This is a genomic window from Streptomyces sp. NEAU-W12, assembly GCF_026242095.1.
In the GTDB taxonomy this organism is placed as follows: Bacteria; Actinomycetota; Actinomycetes; order Streptomycetales; family Streptomycetaceae; genus Streptomyces.
Genome location: NZ_JAPJDM010000009.1, coordinates 72204 through 91243, shown reverse-complemented (window position 1 = coordinate 91243; position 19040 = coordinate 72204). Strand labels below are relative to the sequence as shown.

Genomic DNA, 19040 nt, shown 5'->3' with positions numbered 1-19040 from the left:
CGCCCCCCGGGGGGGCCCCCCCCCCCGGGGGGGGGGGCGGGGGGGGCGGGGGGGGGGGGGGGGGGGGGGGGGGGCGCCCCCCCCCAACGCCCCCTGGCAATCACCTGAGGGGTACTCAGGACATCAAGTGGCGGCGATCACATCAGTGGTCGCGGCGGTCTTCGTGCTGCGGACGAGCCCGGACATCGGTCTCCTCATCGGTCGCCGGTGGGGATCGCGCGGGGTGGGGGTCCACACGAGGACCGGGCTGCCGGCCCGGTGCGCCCGGCGGGCGGCACACCACTACGCTACGAGCCGGAGCGCGCTCCCCCAATGAGGGAACCCCCTACGGGAGTTGCACAGGGAAAACCCTCGGTCCCCAGGGTCACTCCGTGCGGCGCCCCGCCGCCAGACGGACGATGTCCACCCTCGACCGGATGCCCAGTTTCCGGTACACCCGGGTGAGCGTCGCCTCGACCGTCTTGACGCTGACGAACAGACGGGCGGCGATCTCCCGGTTGGTGGCGCCCTCCATCACCAGCGAGGCGACCTGCCGTTCCATCGAGGCGAGGCCGTCCAGCGCCGCCGAGGTGGCCGCGGGCACCGCCTCCGGCTCCACCGGGCCGGCGGCCACGGCCGCGTCCACCTGCCGCAGCCAGGGCAGCGCGCGGCAACGCCTGAACAGCCGGGCGGCCTCGTCGTACGGGACACGGCCCGGGGCGGCCCCCGGGCGCCGGGCGCGCAGCCGGGCCAGCACGAACGCGGCCCGCGCCTCCTCCAGCCCGTGCCCCAGCCGCCCCAGCCGATCCTGCGCCGACGCCAACTGCTCCTGCGCGGCCTCGTGTTCCCCGCGGGCCGCCCTCACCAGCGCCTCCGCGCGGTCCAGTACGGCGAGGACGCCCGCGCGGTCCAGCCGCAGCGCGTGCACCCGGGTGAGGTTGATGAGTTCCTGCGCCTCGCCCGGTTCACCGATCCGGACCAGCGCCTCGGCGAGATCGCCGTGCCAGCGGCCCCGCGCGGGGTCGGTGATGCCCATACCCTGCTCCAGCTCCCGCACCCGGCGCAGAGAGCGGACGGCACCCGCCGCGTCCCCGGCGACCAACTGGGCGTAGCCGAAGGCGGCCAGGGCGCGCGAGAGGTACATCTGGTCGCCGTCCACCTCGGCGTGGTCCGCGGCCTCCCGCGCCAGCACCAGCGCCCGCTCCACGTCCCCGCCACAGGCCTCCGCGAGCGAGGCCAGCATCGCCGAGGCACCCTCCCCGATCCCGGAGTCCCGGGCCAGCCGCAGACTCTCCCGGGCCAGGTCCAGGGCACGGCCGCAGTGCCCGGAGCGCAGTTCCGTGTCGGCCAGGAAGCGCAGGAAGTGCACCTCGCTCTCGACCATGCCGCGCCGCCGCGCCTCACGCAGCAGCCCGGTGATGCTCTTGCGGGCCTCGGGCAGCTGGTCGCTCATGAGCAGCCAGCGGAACCTGGCCATGCCCGCGCCGTTGTGGTGGCAGGCCACATACGGGTCCTGGGGTTCCCTCAGGGCCCGCTTGATGGTGGCCGGGGCGTCAGGATGGCCCATCAGCGTCTCGGTGGACGACTGGAAGGACAGCGCCATCAGCTCGGTGCGCCGGTCCTTGCCCCGCGCCGCCAGGTCCGCCGCGTGCGCGGCCTCCCGCCGGGCCTTGTCGAAGTGGCCGTCGACCACCAGTTCCCGCCAGGCCAGCTGGTAGTGGACCAGGGCGAGCAGCCGCGGGTCGTCGCCCGCGTCGGCCAGCACCTGCGGGAAGACCGCGTCGACCTCGCCGAGCGCCTGCCCGGCCGCCTCGATGACCACCATCCACGCACGTACCCGCTCCGCGGGCGCCGTGGCCCGGGTCAGCACCTCGCGCGCGATGTCCCGGGCGAGATCCGCCTCTCCCGCGATGATGGCGTCCTCGGCGGCCTGCAGCCGCCGTTCGTCCGGGCCCGGCGTGCCGTCGGCCGCGTCGGCCGGGGTGCGGCGGGCGGCCAGCAGCCCCAGCGAGGCGGCGATCGAGGGTGCCCCGCGGTCCCGGGCCAGCGTGGCGGCCTCGGCGAGCCGGGCCGCCACCTCCGGGTCGGTGCCGGTCGTGGCGAGCGCCAGATGCCGGGCCCGCTCGATGGGGTCGGACGCCGCCGTGGACAGCGCCGCGTGAGCGGCCCGCCGCTCGTGCGCGGGGGCCTCCGCGTACAGCGCGGCCGAGATCAGCGGATGCGCGAACCGCAGCGCCGGCTCCTCCGGGTCCGTCGCCAGCAGCCCCAGCGCGGCGGCCTGGGCCGTCTCCTCCTCGGCGTGGTCCCGGCCGGCCGCGTGCAGCAGCGCCGCCGTGGGGCGGGCACCGGCGCTGGCCACCAGCAGGGTGCGGCGCGCGTCGTCCGACAGCATCTCCAGCCGGCTGAGGACCAGGGCACGCAGCGAGGTCGGCACCGGCAGCGGCTCGCCGGGGCGCGGCCGGGCCGGGCTCTCGGCCAGGGCACGGCCCAGTTCGAGGGCGAACAGCGGGTTGCCGTCACTGGTGCGGTGGATGTCACGGACCGTGGTGCGGGACAGGCCCGTGTAGCCGCGGTGGTCGAGCAGCGCGGACACCTGGGCACGGGAGAACGGGCCCAGCCGCACCACGTGGGTGTCCGGCGGGCAGGCCCGCAGATGACGGTCGTACTCCTGCCCCTCGGTGCCCTCGGCCCGCACCGCGCACAGCATCTGCACGGGCGCGTCGCCCAGGCGCCGGGCGGCGAAGCCCAGCAGCTCCGTGCTGGCCGGGTCCAGCCACTGCAGATCGTCCGCGACGACCAGGACCGGCCCCTCGGCGGCCAGCGCCCGCAGCGTGGACAGCACTGCCAGGCGCAGCGCGAGCCCGTCCCGCTGGAGCGTGGACTCGCCGCGGCCGGTGAGCGCCGACTCCAGGGCGGTGCGCTGCGCGGCGGGCAGCGCACCGGACACCCTCTCGAGGACCAGACCGAACAGATCCGCCAGCGCCAGGAACGGAAGGTGGGATTCGGACTCCGTGGAGGAGCAGCGCACCACCGTGTGCGCCCCGCCCGCGTTTTCCGCCGCAAGTGCCCGCAGCACGGTCGATTTACCTATTCCGGCGGGCCCGTGCAGCAGCACGCTGCCCCCGCGGGCCAGCTGCTCGCGCGCTTCGGCGAACGGTTCCTCCCTGCCGATGACCAGGTCGGAGCGGCACCTGGCAGGATCCCTGAAGTCCCGGCGCACGGTCACCGCTCCCTCCTGTGTCGTGTCCTGGCCAATATTAGGCAAGGGGCCGGTTAAATCCCGAGGCGCGACGTCGTGAGGGAAATAACAGCGGACGCGCGGATGAAATCCGAAGTCCCGGCGCACCGGCCGAAAACCCCGGCCCGCCGGTATTGCCGATCCCACGAGAACACCGCAAACCTACGGCAACCACCCCGCCCCGCGTGTGGAGACCGCCGCCTCCCCACGCGGCCCCGGTGGCCGGCCCCCGACGGCCGGACCGCCGTATGCGCGGCCGATCCGCCGCGACGTGGAGCAGCCCGTCGGGTCGGCTGTCACCGGTCCGCCCTTCGTCGCGGCTCCCGAGTGAGCCCCCGCCCCCTTTCGGGGTAGTGAGACCTGCGTCACGGATTGGACGATGGGAGAGAGCGGTCCGGCAAGGTCCGGGACCGAGGAGGACGGAGCACCCATGACGACGGCGACGGAAGAGGTCACATGACGACGGCGACGGCAACGGAGGAGTTCCGCAGGGCCCGGGACTTCCTGCTGGAACACCGCGACGACTACACCACGGCCTACGAGGGCTTCCGCTGGCCGCGCCCCGACCGCTTCAACTGGGCACTCGACTGGTTCGACGTGATCGCGGACGGCAACGACCGCACCGCCCTGCACCTCGTCGAGGAGGACGGCGGGCAGACCAGACTCTCCTTCGCCGAGCTGGCCCGACGCTCGGACCAGGCAGCCAACTGGCTGAGGCAGCAGGGCGTACGCGCCCAGGACCGGGTGCTCGTCATGCTCGGCAACCAGGCCGAACTCTGGGAGACCGCGCTCGCAGCGATGAAACTGCGCGCCGTGGTCGTCCCCGCCACCCCACTGCTCGGCCCCGCCGACCTGCGCGACCGCGTCGACCGGGGCCGCGTCCGGCACGTGATCGCACGCGCCGCCGACACCGCGAAGTTCGACGAGGTGCCCGGCGACTACACCCGCGTCGCCGTCGGCGCGGGCGCCGGCGACGCCTGGCTGCCCTACGAGGACGTCCGCGGCGCCGCCGAGCACTACGCGCCCGACGGCCCCACCCTCGCCGACGACCCCCTGATGCTGTACTTCACCTCGGGCACCACCGCGCAGCCCAAGCTCGTCGAGCACACCCACACCTCGTATCCCGTCGGGCATCTGGCGACCATGTACTGGATCGGGCTGAAACCCGGCGACGTGCACCTGAACATCTCCTCACCCGGCTGGGCCAAGCACGCCTGGTCCAACCTGTTCGCCCCGTGGAACGCCGAGGCGACCGTCTTCCTGCCCACCTACACGCGCTTCGACGCCGCCCGGCTGATGACCGAGATGGACCGCGCGGGCGTCACCACCTTCTGCGCCCCGCCGACCGTGTGGCGCATGCTCATCCAGTCCGACCTGACCGGGCTGCGTACCCCGCCGCGCGAGGCGGTCGCCGCCGGTGAACCGCTCAACCCCGAGGTCGTCGAACAGGTCCGGCGCGCGTGGGGTGTCACCGTCCGCGACGGATTCGGCCAGACCGAGACCGCCGTCCAGATCTCCAACAGCCCCGGTCAGCCCCTGCGGAGCGGCTCCATGGGCCGGCCGGGGCCCGGCTACCGCGTCGAACTCCTCGACCCGGTCTCCGGCACGCCCGGCGCCACCGAGGGCGAGATCGCGCTCGACCTGTCGGACCGGCCGGTGGGCCTGATGACCGGCTACCACGGCGACCCCGACCGCACCGCCGAGGCGATGGCCGGCGGCTACTACCGCACCGGTGACATCGGCTCCCGTGACGCCGACGGCTACCTCACCTACGTGGGCCGCGCCGACGACGTGTTCAAGGCCTCCGACTACAAGATCTCCCCCTTCGAGCTGGAGAGCGCCCTGCTGGAGCACGAGGCGGTGGCCGAGGCCGCCGTCGTGCCCGCCCCGGACGAGCTGCGCCTGGCCGTGCCCAAGGCGTACGTCGTGCTCGCTCGGGGCCACCGGCCCGGCCCGGACACCGCGAGGGAGCTCTTCGAACACTCCCGCAAGGTGCTCGCCCCCTACCAGCGGATCCGCCGGCTGGAGTTCGGCGAGCTGCCCAAGACCGTTTCCGGCAAGATCCGCCGCATCGAGCTGCGCGAGGCCACGGCGGCGGGATCCGACACCGAGTACCGCGAGGAGGACTTCCGGTGACTCCCTCACTCCCGAGGACCACGCCGGGCCCGGCTCCGTCTCCTGCGCCGGCCCCGCCGCAGCCTCCGCCGCCCTCCCCGTCGTACAGCCACGGCACGAGCACCACCCCGCTGCTCGGCGACACCGTCGGCGCCGCCCTCGACCGCGCGATCGCCGCGTACCCGGACCGCGAGGCCCTCGTCGACATGCCCTCGGGACGGCGCTGGACCTACGCCGAGTTCGGTGCCGCGGTCGACGAGGTGGCGCGCGGGCTGCTGGCGAAGGGCATCACGACGGGCGACCGCGTCGGCATCTGGGCGGTCAACTGCCCCGAGTGGGTCCTCACGCAGTACGCCACCGCCCGCATCGGCGCGATCATGGTGAACATCAACCCGGCCTACCGCGCCCACGAGCTGGAGTACGTCCTGCGGCAGGCCGGCATCGCCCTGGTGATCGCCTCCCTCGCCCACAAGGGCAGCGACTACCGGGCCCTGGTCGACGAGGTGCGCGGGACGTGCCCCGAACTGCGGGAGGCCGTGTACATCGGCGACCCGTCCTGGGACGCGCTGACCGAGGCCGCCGCCACCGTGCCGCACGAGCGGCTCCTTGCCGTCACCGCCGGACTGAGCTGCGACGACCCGGTCAACATCCAGTACACCTCGGGCACCACCGGCTTCCCCAAGGGGGCCACCCTCTCCCACCACAACATCCTCAACAACGGCTACTGGGTGGGCCGCACCATCGGCTACACCGAGCAGGACCGGGTCTGCCTGCCGGTGCCCTTCTACCACTGCTTCGGCATGGTCATGGGCAACCTGGGAGCCACCTCGCACGGCGCCTGCATCGTCATTCCCGCCCCCTCCTTCGACCCGGAACTCACCCTGGACGCCGTCCAGCAGGAGCGCTGCACCTCCCTCTACGGCGTTCCCACGATGTTCATCGCCGAGCTGAACGTCCCCGGCTTCGCCTCCTACGACCTCCGCTCCCTGCGGACCGGGATCATGGCGGGGTCGCCGTGCCCGGTGGAGGTCATGAAGCGGGTGGTCGCCGAGATGCACATGGAACAGGTCTCCATCTGCTACGGCATGACCGAGACGTCCCCCGTCTCCCTCCAGACCCGCATGGACGACGATGTGGAGCACCGTACCGGCACCGTCGGCCACGTCCTGCCGCACATCGAGGTCAAGGTCGTCGACCCCGCCACCGGCGTGACCCGGCCCCGCGGCACCCCCGGTGAGCTGTGCACCCGCGGCTACAGCGTGATGCTCGGCTACTGGAACGAACCCGAGCGCACCGCCGAGGCCGTCGACGCGGGCCGCTGGATGCACACCGGGGACCTCGCGATGATGCGCGAGGACGGATACGTCGAGATCGTCGGCCGCATCAAGGACATGATCATCAGGGGCGGGGAGAACATCTACCCGCGCGAGGTCGAGGAGTTCCTCCACACCCACCCGAAGATCGCGGACGTCCAGGTCGTCGGCGTCCCGCACGAGCGGTACGGCGAGGAGGTCCTCGCCTGCGTCGTCCCGCGCAACCCCCGCGACCCGGTCACCCTGGAGGACCTGCGCGCCTTCTGCACCGACCGGCTGGCCCACTACAAGATCCCGAGCCGGCTCCAGATCCTGGACTCCTTCCCGATGACGGTCTCGGGAAAGGTGCGCAAGGTGGAACTGCGGGAGTGGTACGCCGGGGAGGGCGGGGACGGCTGAGGGGCCGGGGTTCGGAGGGCCGGGCGGGGAGTCAGGGCGGTCCGACGGGTGCGCGCATGCACACGCGCGGCCACCGGTCGAGCCCGCGGGCGCCCTCCTCGGCGCGGATCCGGCGCAGGCCGGGTGGGAGGTCGGCCTCGGCCAGCGTCCGGAAGCCGAGGCGGGCGTAGTACGGGGCGTTCCACGGGACGTCGGCGAAGGTGGTCAGGGTCAGGGCGGGCAGGTCCTGTGCGCGGGCCTGCCCGGCGGCGTGGGCGATCAGGGAGCGGCCCACGCCCCGACGGGCGGCGCGCGGGTGCACCGAGACCTGCTCGACGTGCAGCGCGTCGTCCACCGGCTCGGCGATCAGATACGCGGCGGGCCGGTCCCGCTCGTCGGCGGCGACCCAGCAGCGGCCCGCCCGCCGGTAGTGGTCCAGTGCGGCGGGGGCGGGCGGCTCGTCGTCGGCGATCTCCGGCATGCCCAGGGTGCGGAAGGGGGCGCCGGCGGCCCGCTCGATCTCCTGGAGGGCGGACAACTCGTCGGGAGCGGCGAGCCGGATGTGCGTACGCATACGCCGAGTATCGGGCGCCGGGGGCGGGGACGTCCCCGGGTTTTCGGGCTTCCCCGGAGCGACCGGCCTCCAGTGCGTCGGCCGGGGCGTTCACCGGCTGCGGGGTGCCGGTGAGGCCGAGCAGGAACAACGGGACCCCCGGGCCGTCGGCGGGGCCCCGGTCACCGGACTTCGGACCGTCCTCTCTCTTCCTCCTCTGCCTCCCCCTCCTGCCACGGGACGTGCGCCGTCAGCCGGAACACGCCTCCGGGGCGCCGTTCCGCGGTCAGCGTGCCCCTCAGTCCCGACAGACGCTCCCGCAGTCCCGACAGGCCGGTGCCCGCACCGCCTTCGGCAGCGGGCGCGCCGTCGTTCTCCATCGTCAGCCGTACCGCGTTCGGGCCCGCCGTGCGGAGCGACACGGTGCAGCGCGACGCGTCCGGTGCGTGGCGGAGCACGTTCGTCGTCCCCTCGCGCACCACCCAGCCGAGTGCGGCCTGGACATCGGCGGGAAGCCGGTGCGCCGGCCCGTCCTCGATGCGGCAGGCGATGTCGGCCGCCTCCAGTACGGAGCGGGCTCCGGCGAGTTCGGTGTGCAGGTCGGCGGTCCGGTAGCCGCGCACCACCGAGCGGATCTCCCGCTGCGACTCCTGCGCGATGCGCTGCACCTCCACCATGTGGTCCACCGCCTCCGGCCGCCCCCGGCGCGCCAGCTGGACCGCGAGCTCGCTCTTCAGCGCCACCACCGCGAGGTTGCGTCCCAGCACGTCGTGCAGGTCGCGGCCGAACCGCAGCCGTTCCTCGGCGACGGCGAGCCGTGCCTGCGTCTGCCGTGCCGCGGCCAGTTCCTCGACCAGGCGCACGCCCCAGCCGGTGGCCCGGACCGCCGCGGCCATGGAGGGCGCCATGATCAGGGTGCCGCCGAGCACGACCGCCAGCCACGTCCCAAAGAGCCCCACGGCCACGCCGCCCGCCGCCATGGACAGGGAGACCGCCGTCACCAGTACCGCTCCCGTCCGACGGGGCAGCGCCAGCGCGGAGGGGCCGGAGTGGAACATCAACAGCCAGAGCAGACAGGTCGCCAGGCCCCGTTCGTCGATGCGACCGGTGGCGTACAGCGCGCATCCCAGGGCGGCCAGGGCGACGGTCGCGGCCGTGTACAGCGCGATCAGCGGAGCGGGCCGGGGAGCGGTGCCGAGATAGTGGCGGAGAGCGGCGCGGGAGAGCAGCGTCTGGAGCACGACGTGGACCGAGGCCAACGCGGCCACGGGCACCACCGTGGACGTGCCGGCACCCGACTGCGCCACCCAGAGTGCCCACAGCCCGATCTCGAAGACGGCGAAGTAGCCGAGACTGAGCAGGGCGTACCGGCGATAACGACCGGGGCCGTCCGGCCCGCCGAGTCGTTCCACCCAGTCGTCCATGGTCATGGTCATCGTCACGGTCCCAGCCCCCGGATCCCTCGTCCCGGGTTCCGTTGTACTCAACCTCGGGGTCCCGTGGCGGCACCGCTGCCGCACCCGGCGTGTACGGCGGTGGATTCCCGGCAGCTCCGCCGCGGACCGGCGTCCTCCATGACGGTGTTCACGCCCTCCACACTCCCTGTGGTCCGAGGGCAGCGGAGGTGCGGTCTGTCACGGCTTCCCATGACGTCTGTCATACGGACCCGTGGCACGCCGCACGGCTCGCCGACGCCGCAGGGGGCTCGAAGTCTCCGGGGCACGGTGCAGAGGTGGGTTTGAGGGTGCCGTAGACCCGTGGGGGTCAGGCCTCGTGGTGCTCCTCGGACAGGCCCGGCCAGTCCTCGGGACCGCCGCCCTGCCACTCGATGAGGTCGGTTCCCTCGACGTCGGTGACATAGAGGTCGGCGAGCCGCAGGATCTCGCTCACGTCGTCGAGGTGCGAGGCGACGCCCAGCGTCTCGTCACCCGAGGTGACCCGGCGCGAGCCGTCCAGCGCAGGGGAGTGGACCACGATGTGCGGATGCTCCGTGGGGCCTGCCGCAGCTGCCGCGCGTGCTGGATCTGCCATGCCTCCAGGCTGCTGCCCGCCGGGCGGATCCGCACCCCGGACGGGGCCACCCCCCCCCGGGCGGGGCCGGAGGACCGGACCCGGGGCCGCGGCGGGTGCGACGGCACAGGGCGCGGCTCCTCTCCGGCCGAAGGAGAAGCGCCGACGGCCTTCCCCCTCCGCACTGGCTCGCACGCCGCCGCGGCGCCCCTGCCGCGCGCGCGGACGAGAGGGGCGTGCGGAGGCACCCGGCGTTTCGCCGTCCGGCCGCACTGCCCGGCCTCCGACGGGCGGCCGAGGAGCGGGCCGGCGTCCGATGAACGTCATATGTGACGTGTTTGACTTCCCCGTTCTGGGAAGGCGAACGCCCATCACTGGTCACGGGAGTGGGGGACACGATGATCAGATCCCGGGCGGTGCCCACGAACGGGCTCTCGCCGGTCTACGACGAGACCGGCGCCGCGTCCGCGAGATTCCTGCTGTGGCTGACGGAGGAGAGCGGCGGCGCGCTCGGGAACCGGGTTGCCAGTTCCGCCTACGCAGCTCATGAGCGCTGCACCCTGGATCTCGTCGAAGCGATCGTGGAACGCCTCGCCGCGCTCGGCTGGATCACCGTGCACAACGACTCCGGCGCCGTGCCCCCGGTGGTCGGCCCGACCGCCGCCGGCCTCGCCGAGGCGCGGGCCTGGGACGAGGCGTACGACGACCGGGACACCCGGCGCCGGTACGCGAAGGCGGCCCTGTTCGCCTGGTGGGACCGGGCCGGACAGCAGCACCACCTGGGCGGGTCCACCGCCGAGGACTTCCTCTGGGCGCCGGAAGCCTTCTACTGCGGCCGTCAACTCGCCTTCGAGGACCTTGAGTACGCCAAGGACCACCTGGAGCTGCCCACCCCGGTGCACATAGGCGTCGGCGACCGGGGCCCCGGGGTGTTCCTGTCCTTCGAGCAGTTGGCCACGCTGGTGCAGGCGGCCCGCCCCGACCTGTCGGAGAGCGACAGCGAGGTGCGGCAGGTGCGCGAACTCGCGAGTGCCCTGACCGATGCCTCGCGCACCGGGGCCGCACCCGACGCGACCACCCTGGAACGCTTCCTGCGGCACAGCCGGGACCTCGTGCAGAGCGGCTCCCGGTCGGTCGGCTCGATGGGCCGGGACCTGGCCTCCGGCATCGTGACGGACATCGTCAACTCGATGCTGAGGCTGGGATGAACGGCTCCAGCGCTCCGCCGGCACCCGCACCGGCGACGGACCCCCCGATCCCCGAGGTGTACGCACGCGAGCCCCTGCTCGGGCAGCTGGTGCCGCGCCTGGTCGGCCTCGACCGCGACCACCACCGCAGACGACCGCATCACGAGTTCGCCGAGGACCTGCCCGTGGTCCTGCTCAGCGGCCGGCACGGCACCGGAAAGAGCGCCCTGCTGGACGACCTCCAGCAGGCCTACGCGCCGGGTACGGGCCCCTGGCCGGGACCACGTGTGCCGTTCGCGCGGATCAACTGCACGGAACTCCAGGAGCGGGCCCGGGTCGGCCCGGAGATCTCCAACAACTCCTACGCGGTGGAGGTCCTGGTCGAACTCGTCACCCAACTGTCGAAGCCCGTCGCCGGGTTCGGCCGCTTGTGCTTCCCCCGCACCACGGCGGGCCTGCTCGCCGTGGTGTCCGCGCGGCGCCCCGGCAACGACGAGGAACTGCGGGTGGCCGACCGGCACGCCGCCACCCTGATGACGGACCCACCGGACACCGACCCGCCGGCGGGGGACCCGCCCCCCACCTGGGACACGCTCTTCCGCGCGGCGCTGCCCGTTTCCCCCGACGGGGGCTCCCCGGACCCCGCGGCCTTTCCCGAGGCGGCCGTGCGCACCTTCCTCACCGGTCAGCGTCGCCGGCGCTCGCGACGGCTCGCCTCCCGTCATCTGGTGCGCTGGTACGAGAGTTACCGCAGCGAGGCCGACAACCGGCTGCGCGGCCTGCCTCCCGGCGCCGCCGCCGTACCGCCGAGGCCGGTGCCGGCCGTGCTGCGCGCACCGACCGTGGCCCGGCTGTGCCAGGAGTTCCACCAGGGCCGCGGCTTCCGGCGCGGGGTCGAACGCATGCTGACGGCAGCCTTCCTCGCGGACGTACGCTACGGGCCCCTGCGCCGTGCGAACCGCGCCCCCCGCCCGCTGGTCCTCCTCGACAACGTGCACACCGACGCCGGCCGGGACTTCCTCGAGCTCCTCCTCGAACAGCGCGCGCGGCCCGGCCGGGGCTCCCGCGACCAGCTCGTCGTGATCGCGACCGAACTGCGCGGCGACGACAGCCCCGCCACCCGGGACGACACCCCCGACGGCGAACACGACCCCTACCCGGCGGCCGTCCGCCGCGCCCTGCACGACGTCGGCACCGACTCCCGGTGGACCCGCGCCGGCACCGGCCCCTCGGCCGGCGTGCTGCTCCTGCCCCTCCCCCCGCTCGAGACCGAGCACCTGGAGCGGATGCTCAGACGCGACGACCGGGCCTCCTTCGACCCGTACATCGCGACCGCCGTGCACGACCTGACGCGGGGGCACCCCATGGGCGTCCGCAGACTGTGCGACGCCGTGGTGCACCGGGCGGGCACCGAGGGGTGGGTGGCGGCCGAGGAACTCCTCGACCTGACCCATCCCGGCGGTGCCGGCGAATCCGTCATCTGGCGGCTGCTCGACACCCTGGTCGGCAGCGAGAACCACGACGAACTGTGCCTGTTCTCGCTGGCCTGGGACCGCGAGGCGGCCGAACAGCTGGCCGAGCGGTGGGTGCCCCGCCGGATCGACGGGCTGCCCGCGGCCGACGGTGCCGCCGTCCAGCTGGAACGGGAACGCTGGTCACGGGGACCGGGCAGCCGCCCGTTCATCACGGACCGGTTCCTGCGGGCGCTGCTGGTGCACCAGATGCGCAGCGGCCGCGGCGGGCGGGGCGTCGACTGGTTCGGCGCGCACGCCCTGCTCGCCGCGCACCACCGGCAGCGGGCCGAGGGCCGCACGGGGCGGGCGGAGCGCGACGAGAGGTCCCGCTCCCTGTGGCACCGGCTCGCCGCGGGCGGGGCGCAGGAGGTCGTCGACCGGCTGCACGCCGAGTTCCTCCGGGCCGACGGCGACGCGTGCGACTGGCTGTACATCCTGCGCACGGTGGCCCACGCGCCGCGTCCGCCGGGCGACGCCTGGTTCGAGCAGTGCCAGGAGGTCGCCCGCGGGCGCCGGGACCGGTTGCAGCTCCGCGCCGACCCCGGCGCGGGACTGGAGAAGCAGGCCGTCAACCGGCTCCTGCACGCCCTGTGGTACGCGGCGGACGAACTGGCGGAGGCGGACAGGGCCCTGGTCGACCGGATCGGCCAGGACCTGTCCTTCCTGTCCGCCCAGCATCTGACCGGGCGCGCGGTGCTGGCCCAGGCCGCCGTCCGCTGGCCGCGCGCGGTGCGGGACGGCGAGGACTGGCCCCTGGACCGTCGCTGGCAGGGCGACCGGCCCCGCAGGGGGCGGACAGGCACGGGAGGGGCGGGATGAGGCTGCGGGACCGGAGGACCTGGGGCTGGCTGCCGGGGCGGCTGCGCTTCCGCGTCCTCGGGGTGGTCGACGCGGTGGCGCTGTGGACGCTGGTCGCCGTCCTGACGGGGGCCGGCGCGTGGTGGGGCCTGGACAGCTACCGGGAGCACCGCGACTTCTGCACCGGGGACCGGGAACTGCGGCGCACGGCCCCCGGAGGGGAGTGCGTCGGCGTCACGGCCGAGGCCTACCCCTTCGCCCCGGACCTCACCGACGTACTGGGCCGGATCGCGGAAGAGAACGAGGCGGCACGGGAGGCTGCCCGCACGTCGGGCAAGCCGTTGGTGAGCGTCGCCGTCGTCATGCCGTACACGTCCAGGACCCCCGGCGCCGCCATGTCGAAGGAACTGATCCGGCACTCCCTCCAGGGCGCCTACGTGGCCCAGCGCAGCCACAACCACGGTCCCGCCACCGGCGACACCGCCGTCCAGTTGCTCTTCGCCAACGTCGGCGAGGACCTGAGCCACTGGCGGACCGTGACCGAGGACCTGACCGCCCGGCGCGGCGGCGAGGCCCCGGTCGTCGCCGCCATCGGCTTCCCCAACAGCGACACGGCCACGCTCGCCGCCGTGCGTGAGGGACTCGGACCGGCCAGGATCCCGTCGGTCAGCGCCGTGCTCAGCTCCCGAGACATGGAGCACCCCTACCTGTTCAAGGCCTCGCCCTCCACCGACCAGTTCGTCGACGCGCTCAAGCGCTACGTGAGCGCGAACAAGGTGGACCGGAAGAACACGTTCATGATCGCCGATGACCGCAACGACAACTACGTCGCCAACCTCCGCCGGGTCTTCCGCCGGGAGTTCGGAGCCGAGTACGGCATCACCACCGACGAGGTCCAGCGGCGCACCGAGACCTACCAGGGCATCAAGGGGCCGGTCCGGGGCACCCCGCAGATCTTCCGGCGGGCGGTGTCCGCGATGTGCGCGGTCGGCGCCAGAACGGTGTTCCTGGCCGGCCGGGACGCGGATCTGCCGCCCTTCCTGGAGACCGTCGACCGCACCAGCTCCTGCGTCCCGGGCCCCGACGACGAGCCGATGCGCGTGCTGCGCGTCAGCACCGGCCGCGACCCGGTCACCGAGACGGCCGGAATGCGCCGGATCGCCGAGCGCAACAACATCGAGATCGTGACCGCCGCCGCCGTGGACGCACCGCGCTGGCGCGCCGCCGCCGACGGCGACGAGCAGGTCCCCAGGGCCTTCGCCCGCTTCGACGAGTCCTACCACCGGTACTTCGGCCAGGAGGAACCCGACGCCCTCAACGACGGCTACGCCGTGATGCACCACGACGCCCTCACCGCAGTGGGCTCCGCCGTGGCCGCGGCCCGCGACAGCGACATCAGCGTCGTGAACCACAACGACGTCCATGACGAACTGCGCCGGGGCAGCCCTCTGGAACACTGCGCCGCCGGGTGCGTACCGGGCGCGAGCGGCGTCTTCACGTTCGCGGACGAGAGCGTGGGGGCGGGCCGGGGGGCGGAACGGGAGAAGGCGGCGTCCGGCCTGTGGCCGGTGTGCAAGCCGGTCCCCGTGGTGACCTTCCCCGGAGAACGCCGGGACCGGTCATCGCTCTACCGCACCTACCAGGACCCGGGAGAATCCACCTGCCCACGGCCCTGACCGACTCACCGGTCCCCGCCCGTTCACCTCCTTCCGGCGCCCGGCGCCCGGGGCGCGGCTCCCGGTCCCCCGGGGGGCACGGGACGCGGGGCTCCCGCCCGCTGCGGGCGAACGACCGGGACGACCGGCTCAGGCGCTGTCCAGCGCCGAGGGTGCGGTCGTCCCGGTGAGGGCAGTGGTGCGCGCCGGGGCAGGCTGCGAACGCCCGGACCGCAAAGCTTGCGAAGCACCGGGAGGCCGCGGCCTGGGTGGTGGCCGTGAAGGCTGCCGCAGGTCAGCCACTGGTCGACTTCGGTACGGGGACGACAGCGGCGTTCCCCAAGCCGATGTCCTTTACGCCTTCTTGCGCACGGTGACGCCACCGTGCGTCCACGAGCTGATCTGCCGGGCGCGGACGGCGTTCCCGTGGTGCGGGGAACGGACCGGCCGGAGTGCCGTCGTGCGGGCGCATTCGGTTGCCGGAGTTCGACGGCGAGGCTGCCGGGGACGGCTTCGTCGACGTACTGTGCGAGGGTGGTTCGGCCACCGTGACCGCGGTGGTTGTCGTAGCCGCGTCCGGCGACCCAGCCGCGGGCGCCGCAGCGCCGGCGAACGAGGCGGCGGCCCCGGACGCCGAGTGCGTGCCTGCTCGCTCCCGGTCACGGCCTCGGTGCGGGTGTACTGGTCGGCCGACGCACCTCGGGACCACTGCGGAGGTGTCGCGCCACCACCCCGACCGGCTGTTCACTCCCCGGTGAGTCGCAGAGTGCGGCACAGACGCCAGCGCCCGCCGTGGGTGAGACGCACCCCGGGCGTGCCGGAGAAGATCGCGTGCCCCTCGTCGTGGTCACCGGCCTCGGCGGCCTCCTGGTGCGCCTCGACGCTGGTCCACTCCGTGTACAGCAGCACACGGCTGCCGTCGGTGCTGTGCAGGAAGTGGGCTGAGATCGCACCGGGGTGTCCGCCCTCCTCCGGTTGGGCGGCGAGTACCGCGTCGGTGAAGGAGCGCTGCCGCTCGGGTCCGTCGACGTCGAAAGCGGCGGTGACCAGGCAGCCCGGGACACGGGCCTCGTCCCGCTCGGCAAGGCTGTGGTACAGCCGGTAGCCGGGCGGGCCGGCCAAGGGTGCGGCGTAGCCACCGTCACGCACGAAGGCGTCATACGTCGCGGTGCTCTCCCACTGCGCGAGCGACAGCACGGTCCCGCCGTCCGTGCTCGCGAACCAGCTCACGGCATCGAGACCGGGTGGTGGGGGAGCGCAGTCCACTGCCTGCACTTCGGCGTCGATGGCCGGCTGCCGGCGATCGGCTCCTTTGACATACCGTGTGCCGATCACGGCGGTGCCGGCGCGGGCGAGGTCCGGGAAGCGGTCGGTCGTCAACGCGGTCTCCTCGAGAGGTGATGAGCGGTCGGTTCCCGACGATGGTGCGGGGGCGGGGGTCCGGGTGAACAACTGCTTTACCGGGCCCGCATGTTGTCCTCACCCCGTCCCTCGGCGCCGGATCGGTCGGGGACGCGCCCCCCGGGGCACCTCCTGGCCGCCTCCGTGCACCTCGTCGGCCCTCTGCCGGCCACCGCCTCGCGCCGGACACCGCCTCGCGCCGGACACCGCTTCGCGCCGGACACCGCTTCGCGCCGGACACCGCTTCGCGCCGGACACCGCTTCGCGCCGGACACCGCTTCGCGCCGGACACCGCTTCGCGCCGGACACCGCTTCGCGCCGGACACCGCTTCGCGCCGGACACCGCTTCGCGCCGGACACCGCTTCGCGCCGGACACCGCTTCGCGCCGGACACCGCTTCGCGCCGGACACCGCCCCGAGCCGGACACCGCCCCGAGCCGGGACGACGTCGAGGGGCGCGGCCCATGGAGGACCGCGCCCCTCGACCCGGACCAGGACCGAAGCGGGTCAGGCGCCCGAGTGGGCATCCGTCTGCAGGCGGCGGCGCAGGGTGGAGGCGAAGTCCTCGGCCATCTCCAGCCGGGCCCGCAGGGTCTCGCAGCGTGCGTCGGCCACCTTGCGGTAGGAGTCCAGCCGCTTCCGCAGGTGCTCGAGCTCTCCGTCCGCGGGCGGGTCGTCGGTGGCGGCGAGCCGGTCGGTGATCTCCAGCAGGTCCCGCATCTCCTCCAGGGAGAAGTCCAGCGGCTTCATCCGGCGGATCACCATCAGCCGCGCCACGTCGGCCTCCGCGTACAGCCGGAAGCCGCCCTTGCTGCGCGCCGAGGGAATGACCAGGCCCACTTCCTCGTAGTGCCGGATGGTGCGCAGCGACAGACCGGTCCGCTCGGCCACCTCGCCGATCTGCATGTGCCGCTCGCTCATCGCCGCACCTTCTCCTTCACATCTCCGCCTGTTTGAGAAATCGTCAAGTTCTTGAGTCTACGTGAGAACAATCACAGGATCTTGGGGGCCGGTTACCTGCTTTTCGCAAGTCGACGAACCGAACTCTCCCCTTACGTCGGGGTACAGTTTCCTCTGTGCTCGTCCCCGCCGTCCAGCGCGTGGCAGGGGCGCAACCGCCGTGGCGAGGCCCCGACCGGGCCCGGACGGCACCCGAAGACTTCCGGGCAATGATGCCCGACCGGCAGCCGTGGGGTTGCCGCCCTGTCCGGCACGGCTCCCGCCGAGGCGGCCGGACCGCCGGAGAGTCCGCACCTTGCGGGATCGGTACGACGCGCGTGTGCGTCCAGCGGTATGGACGTGTGCGCCCGAACAGAAACGGTTGCATGTCCTCACCGCTGTCCGCGGCCCTCAGGCCGCGCATGTCCAAGCCCGACTGGCTCGCCTCCCCGAAGACCCTCCGTACCGAGGTACTGGCCGGGCTGGTCGTGGCCCTGGCCCTGATCCCGGAGGCCATCTCCTTCTCGATCATCGCCGGTGTCGACCCCAGCGTCGGCCTGTTCGCCTCCTTCACCATGGCGGTCGTCATCTCCGTGGTGGGTGGCCGCAAGGCGATGATCTCCGCCGCGACCGGCGCGATCGCCCTGGTCATCGCGCCGCTCAACCAGGAGTACGGCCTCGGCTACATGATCGCCGCCGTCATTCTGGCAGGCGTCTTCCAGGTGGTCCTGGGAGCGCTCGGGGTGGCCAAGCTGATGCGCTTCGTGCCCCGCTCGGTGATGGTCGGCTTCGTCAACGCGCTCGCCGTTCTGATCTTCATGGCCCAGGTGCCGGAGATGCGCGACGTCCCCTGGGCGGTCTACCCGCTCATCGTCGCGGGTCTGGCCCTGATGGTGTTCTTCCCGAAGGTCACCAAGGTGATCCCGGCGCCGCTGGTGTCCATCGTCGTGCTGACCGTCATCACGGTGGCCGCCGGCATCGCGGTCCCCTCGGTCGGCGACAAGGGTGAACTGCCGTCCTCCCTGCCCGTGCCGGGCCTGCCGGACGTCCCCCTCACCATGGACACCCTCACCACCATCGCCCCCTACGCCTTCGCCATGGCGCTGGTGGGCCTGATGGAGTCGCTGATGACGGCCAAGCTGGTCGACGACATCACCGACACCCGCTCGGGCAAGACCCGCGAGTCCGTCGGCCAGGGCGTCGCCAACATCGTCACCGGCTTCTTCGGCGGCATGGGCGGCTGCGCCATGATCGGCCAGACGATGATCAACGTACGGGTCTCCGGCGCCCGCACCCGCCTGTCCACCTTCCTCGCGGGCGCGTTCCTGATGGTGCTGTGCATCGTCTTCGGTCCGGTCGTCTCCGACATCCCCATGGCCGCCCTCGTGGCCGTCATGATCATGGTGTCGGTCGCCACCTTCGACTGGCACTCCATCCAGCCCAGGACACTCAAGCGCATGCCGTTGGGCGAGACCGTCGTCATGGCGACCACGGTGGTCGTCGTGGTCACCACCCACAACCTCGCCATCGGCGTCGTCGTCGGCACCATCGCCGCGATGATCATCTTCGCCAAGCGGGTGGCGCACCTGGCCAACGTCTCCGGGGTGGTCGACCCCGACGGCAAGCAGGTCGTCTACGCGGTCACCGGCGAACTGTTCTTCGCCTCCTCCAACGACCTCGTCTACCAGTTCGACTACAAGAACGACCCGGACGACGTCGTGATCGACCTGTCCGGCACCCACATCTGGGACGCCTCCTCCGTCGCTGCCCTGGACGCCATCGAGACCAAGTACGCCCAGCGCGGCAAGAAGGTCACCATCGTCGGCCTCAACGAACCCAGCGCCGACATGCACCAGCGCCTCGCCGGACAACTCACCGGCGGCCACTGACGGGCAAGGGGGACCGGCCGCCCTGTCCGCCGCTGATCACGGAGTGGCGGGCGAGGGCGGCCTTCGGCGTG

Annotated in this window: 12 protein-coding genes; 6 read left to right on the top strand and 6 right to left on the bottom strand. The window is 73.2% G+C overall.

Annotated elements, in window-relative coordinates:
* Positions 1-364: 364 nt before the first annotated feature.
* Complete coding sequence (locus tag ORI94_RS13245) at positions 365-3205, bottom strand: helix-turn-helix transcriptional regulator (protein WP_266074769.1); 2841 nt, start codon at positions 3203-3205, stop codon at positions 365-367.
* Between the two features lie 468 nt (positions 3206-3673).
* On the opposite strand from ORI94_RS13245, the gene ORI94_RS13240 reads away from it, so the two are divergent.
* Positions 3674-5353, top strand: a complete 1680-nt coding sequence (locus tag ORI94_RS13240; protein ID WP_266074767.1) for an AMP-binding protein — start codon at positions 3674-3676, stop codon at positions 5351-5353.
* Positions 5354-5463: 110 nt separating this feature from the next.
* Positions 5464-7044, top strand: coding sequence for an AMP-binding protein (locus ORI94_RS13235; protein ID WP_266075051.1), 1581 nt, complete (start codon positions 5464-5466; stop codon positions 7042-7044).
* A gap of 31 nt (positions 7045-7075) precedes the next feature.
* Here the strand turns inward: ORI94_RS13235 and ORI94_RS13230 are convergent, their stop codons facing one another.
* From ORI94_RS13230 to ORI94_RS13220, 3 genes are all read right to left on the bottom strand, one after another.
* A complete protein-coding gene (locus ORI94_RS13230) occupies positions 7076-7597 on the bottom strand; it encodes a GNAT family N-acetyltransferase (protein ID WP_266074765.1) in 522 nt (173 codons plus the stop codon).
* A 161-nt stretch (positions 7598-7758) separates the two neighbouring features.
* Positions 7759-9012, bottom strand: a complete 1254-nt coding sequence (locus ORI94_RS13225) for a sensor histidine kinase (RefSeq protein WP_266074762.1) — start codon at positions 9010-9012, stop codon at positions 7759-7761.
* 328 nt (positions 9013-9340) lie between these two features.
* Positions 9341-9607 carry a hypothetical protein gene (locus tag ORI94_RS13220; protein WP_266074760.1) on the bottom strand — a complete coding sequence of 89 codons (267 nt, stop codon included), beginning with the start codon at positions 9605-9607 and terminating at the stop codon, positions 9341-9343.
* 377 nt (positions 9608-9984) lie between these two features.
* Here ORI94_RS13220 and ORI94_RS13215 point away from each other — a divergent pair, with 377 nt between their 5' ends.
* From ORI94_RS13215 to ORI94_RS13205, 3 genes are read left to right on the top strand one after another with little or no spacing between them, the layout of a single operon-like run.
* A complete protein-coding gene (locus tag ORI94_RS13215) occupies positions 9985-10794 on the top strand; it encodes a hypothetical protein (RefSeq protein ID WP_266074759.1) in 810 nt (269 codons plus the stop codon).
* The gene (locus ORI94_RS13210; protein ID WP_266074757.1) at positions 10791-13106 is read left to right on the top strand and encodes a hypothetical protein; all 2316 of its coding nucleotides are present in this window, start codon (positions 10791-10793) and stop codon (positions 13104-13106) included. The genes ORI94_RS13215 and ORI94_RS13210 overlap by 4 nt, the downstream gene beginning before the upstream one ends.
* The gene (locus tag ORI94_RS13205; RefSeq protein ID WP_266074754.1) at positions 13103-14761 is read left to right on the top strand and encodes a hypothetical protein; all 1659 of its coding nucleotides are present in this window, start codon (positions 13103-13105) and stop codon (positions 14759-14761) included. Before ORI94_RS13210 ends, ORI94_RS13205 begins: the two co-directional genes overlap by 4 nt.
* 723 nt (positions 14762-15484) lie before the next feature.
* Here the strand turns inward: ORI94_RS13205 and ORI94_RS13200 are convergent.
* Together ORI94_RS13200 and ORI94_RS13195 are read right to left on the bottom strand one after the other, a co-directional pair.
* Positions 15485-16120, bottom strand: a complete 636-nt coding sequence (locus ORI94_RS13200; protein WP_266074752.1) for an antibiotic biosynthesis monooxygenase family protein — start codon at positions 16118-16120, stop codon at positions 15485-15487.
* A gap of 528 nt (positions 16121-16648) precedes the next feature.
* Positions 16649-17062, bottom strand: a complete 414-nt coding sequence (locus ORI94_RS13195; protein WP_266074750.1) for a MerR family transcriptional regulator — start codon at positions 17060-17062, stop codon at positions 16649-16651.
* Positions 17063-17466: 404 nt separating this feature from the next.
* Here ORI94_RS13195 and ORI94_RS13190 point away from each other — a divergent pair, with 404 nt between their 5' ends.
* Complete coding sequence (locus ORI94_RS13190) at positions 17467-18969, top strand: SulP family inorganic anion transporter (RefSeq protein ID WP_266074748.1); 1503 nt, start codon at positions 17467-17469, stop codon at positions 18967-18969.
* Positions 18970-19040 lie beyond the last annotated feature (71 nt).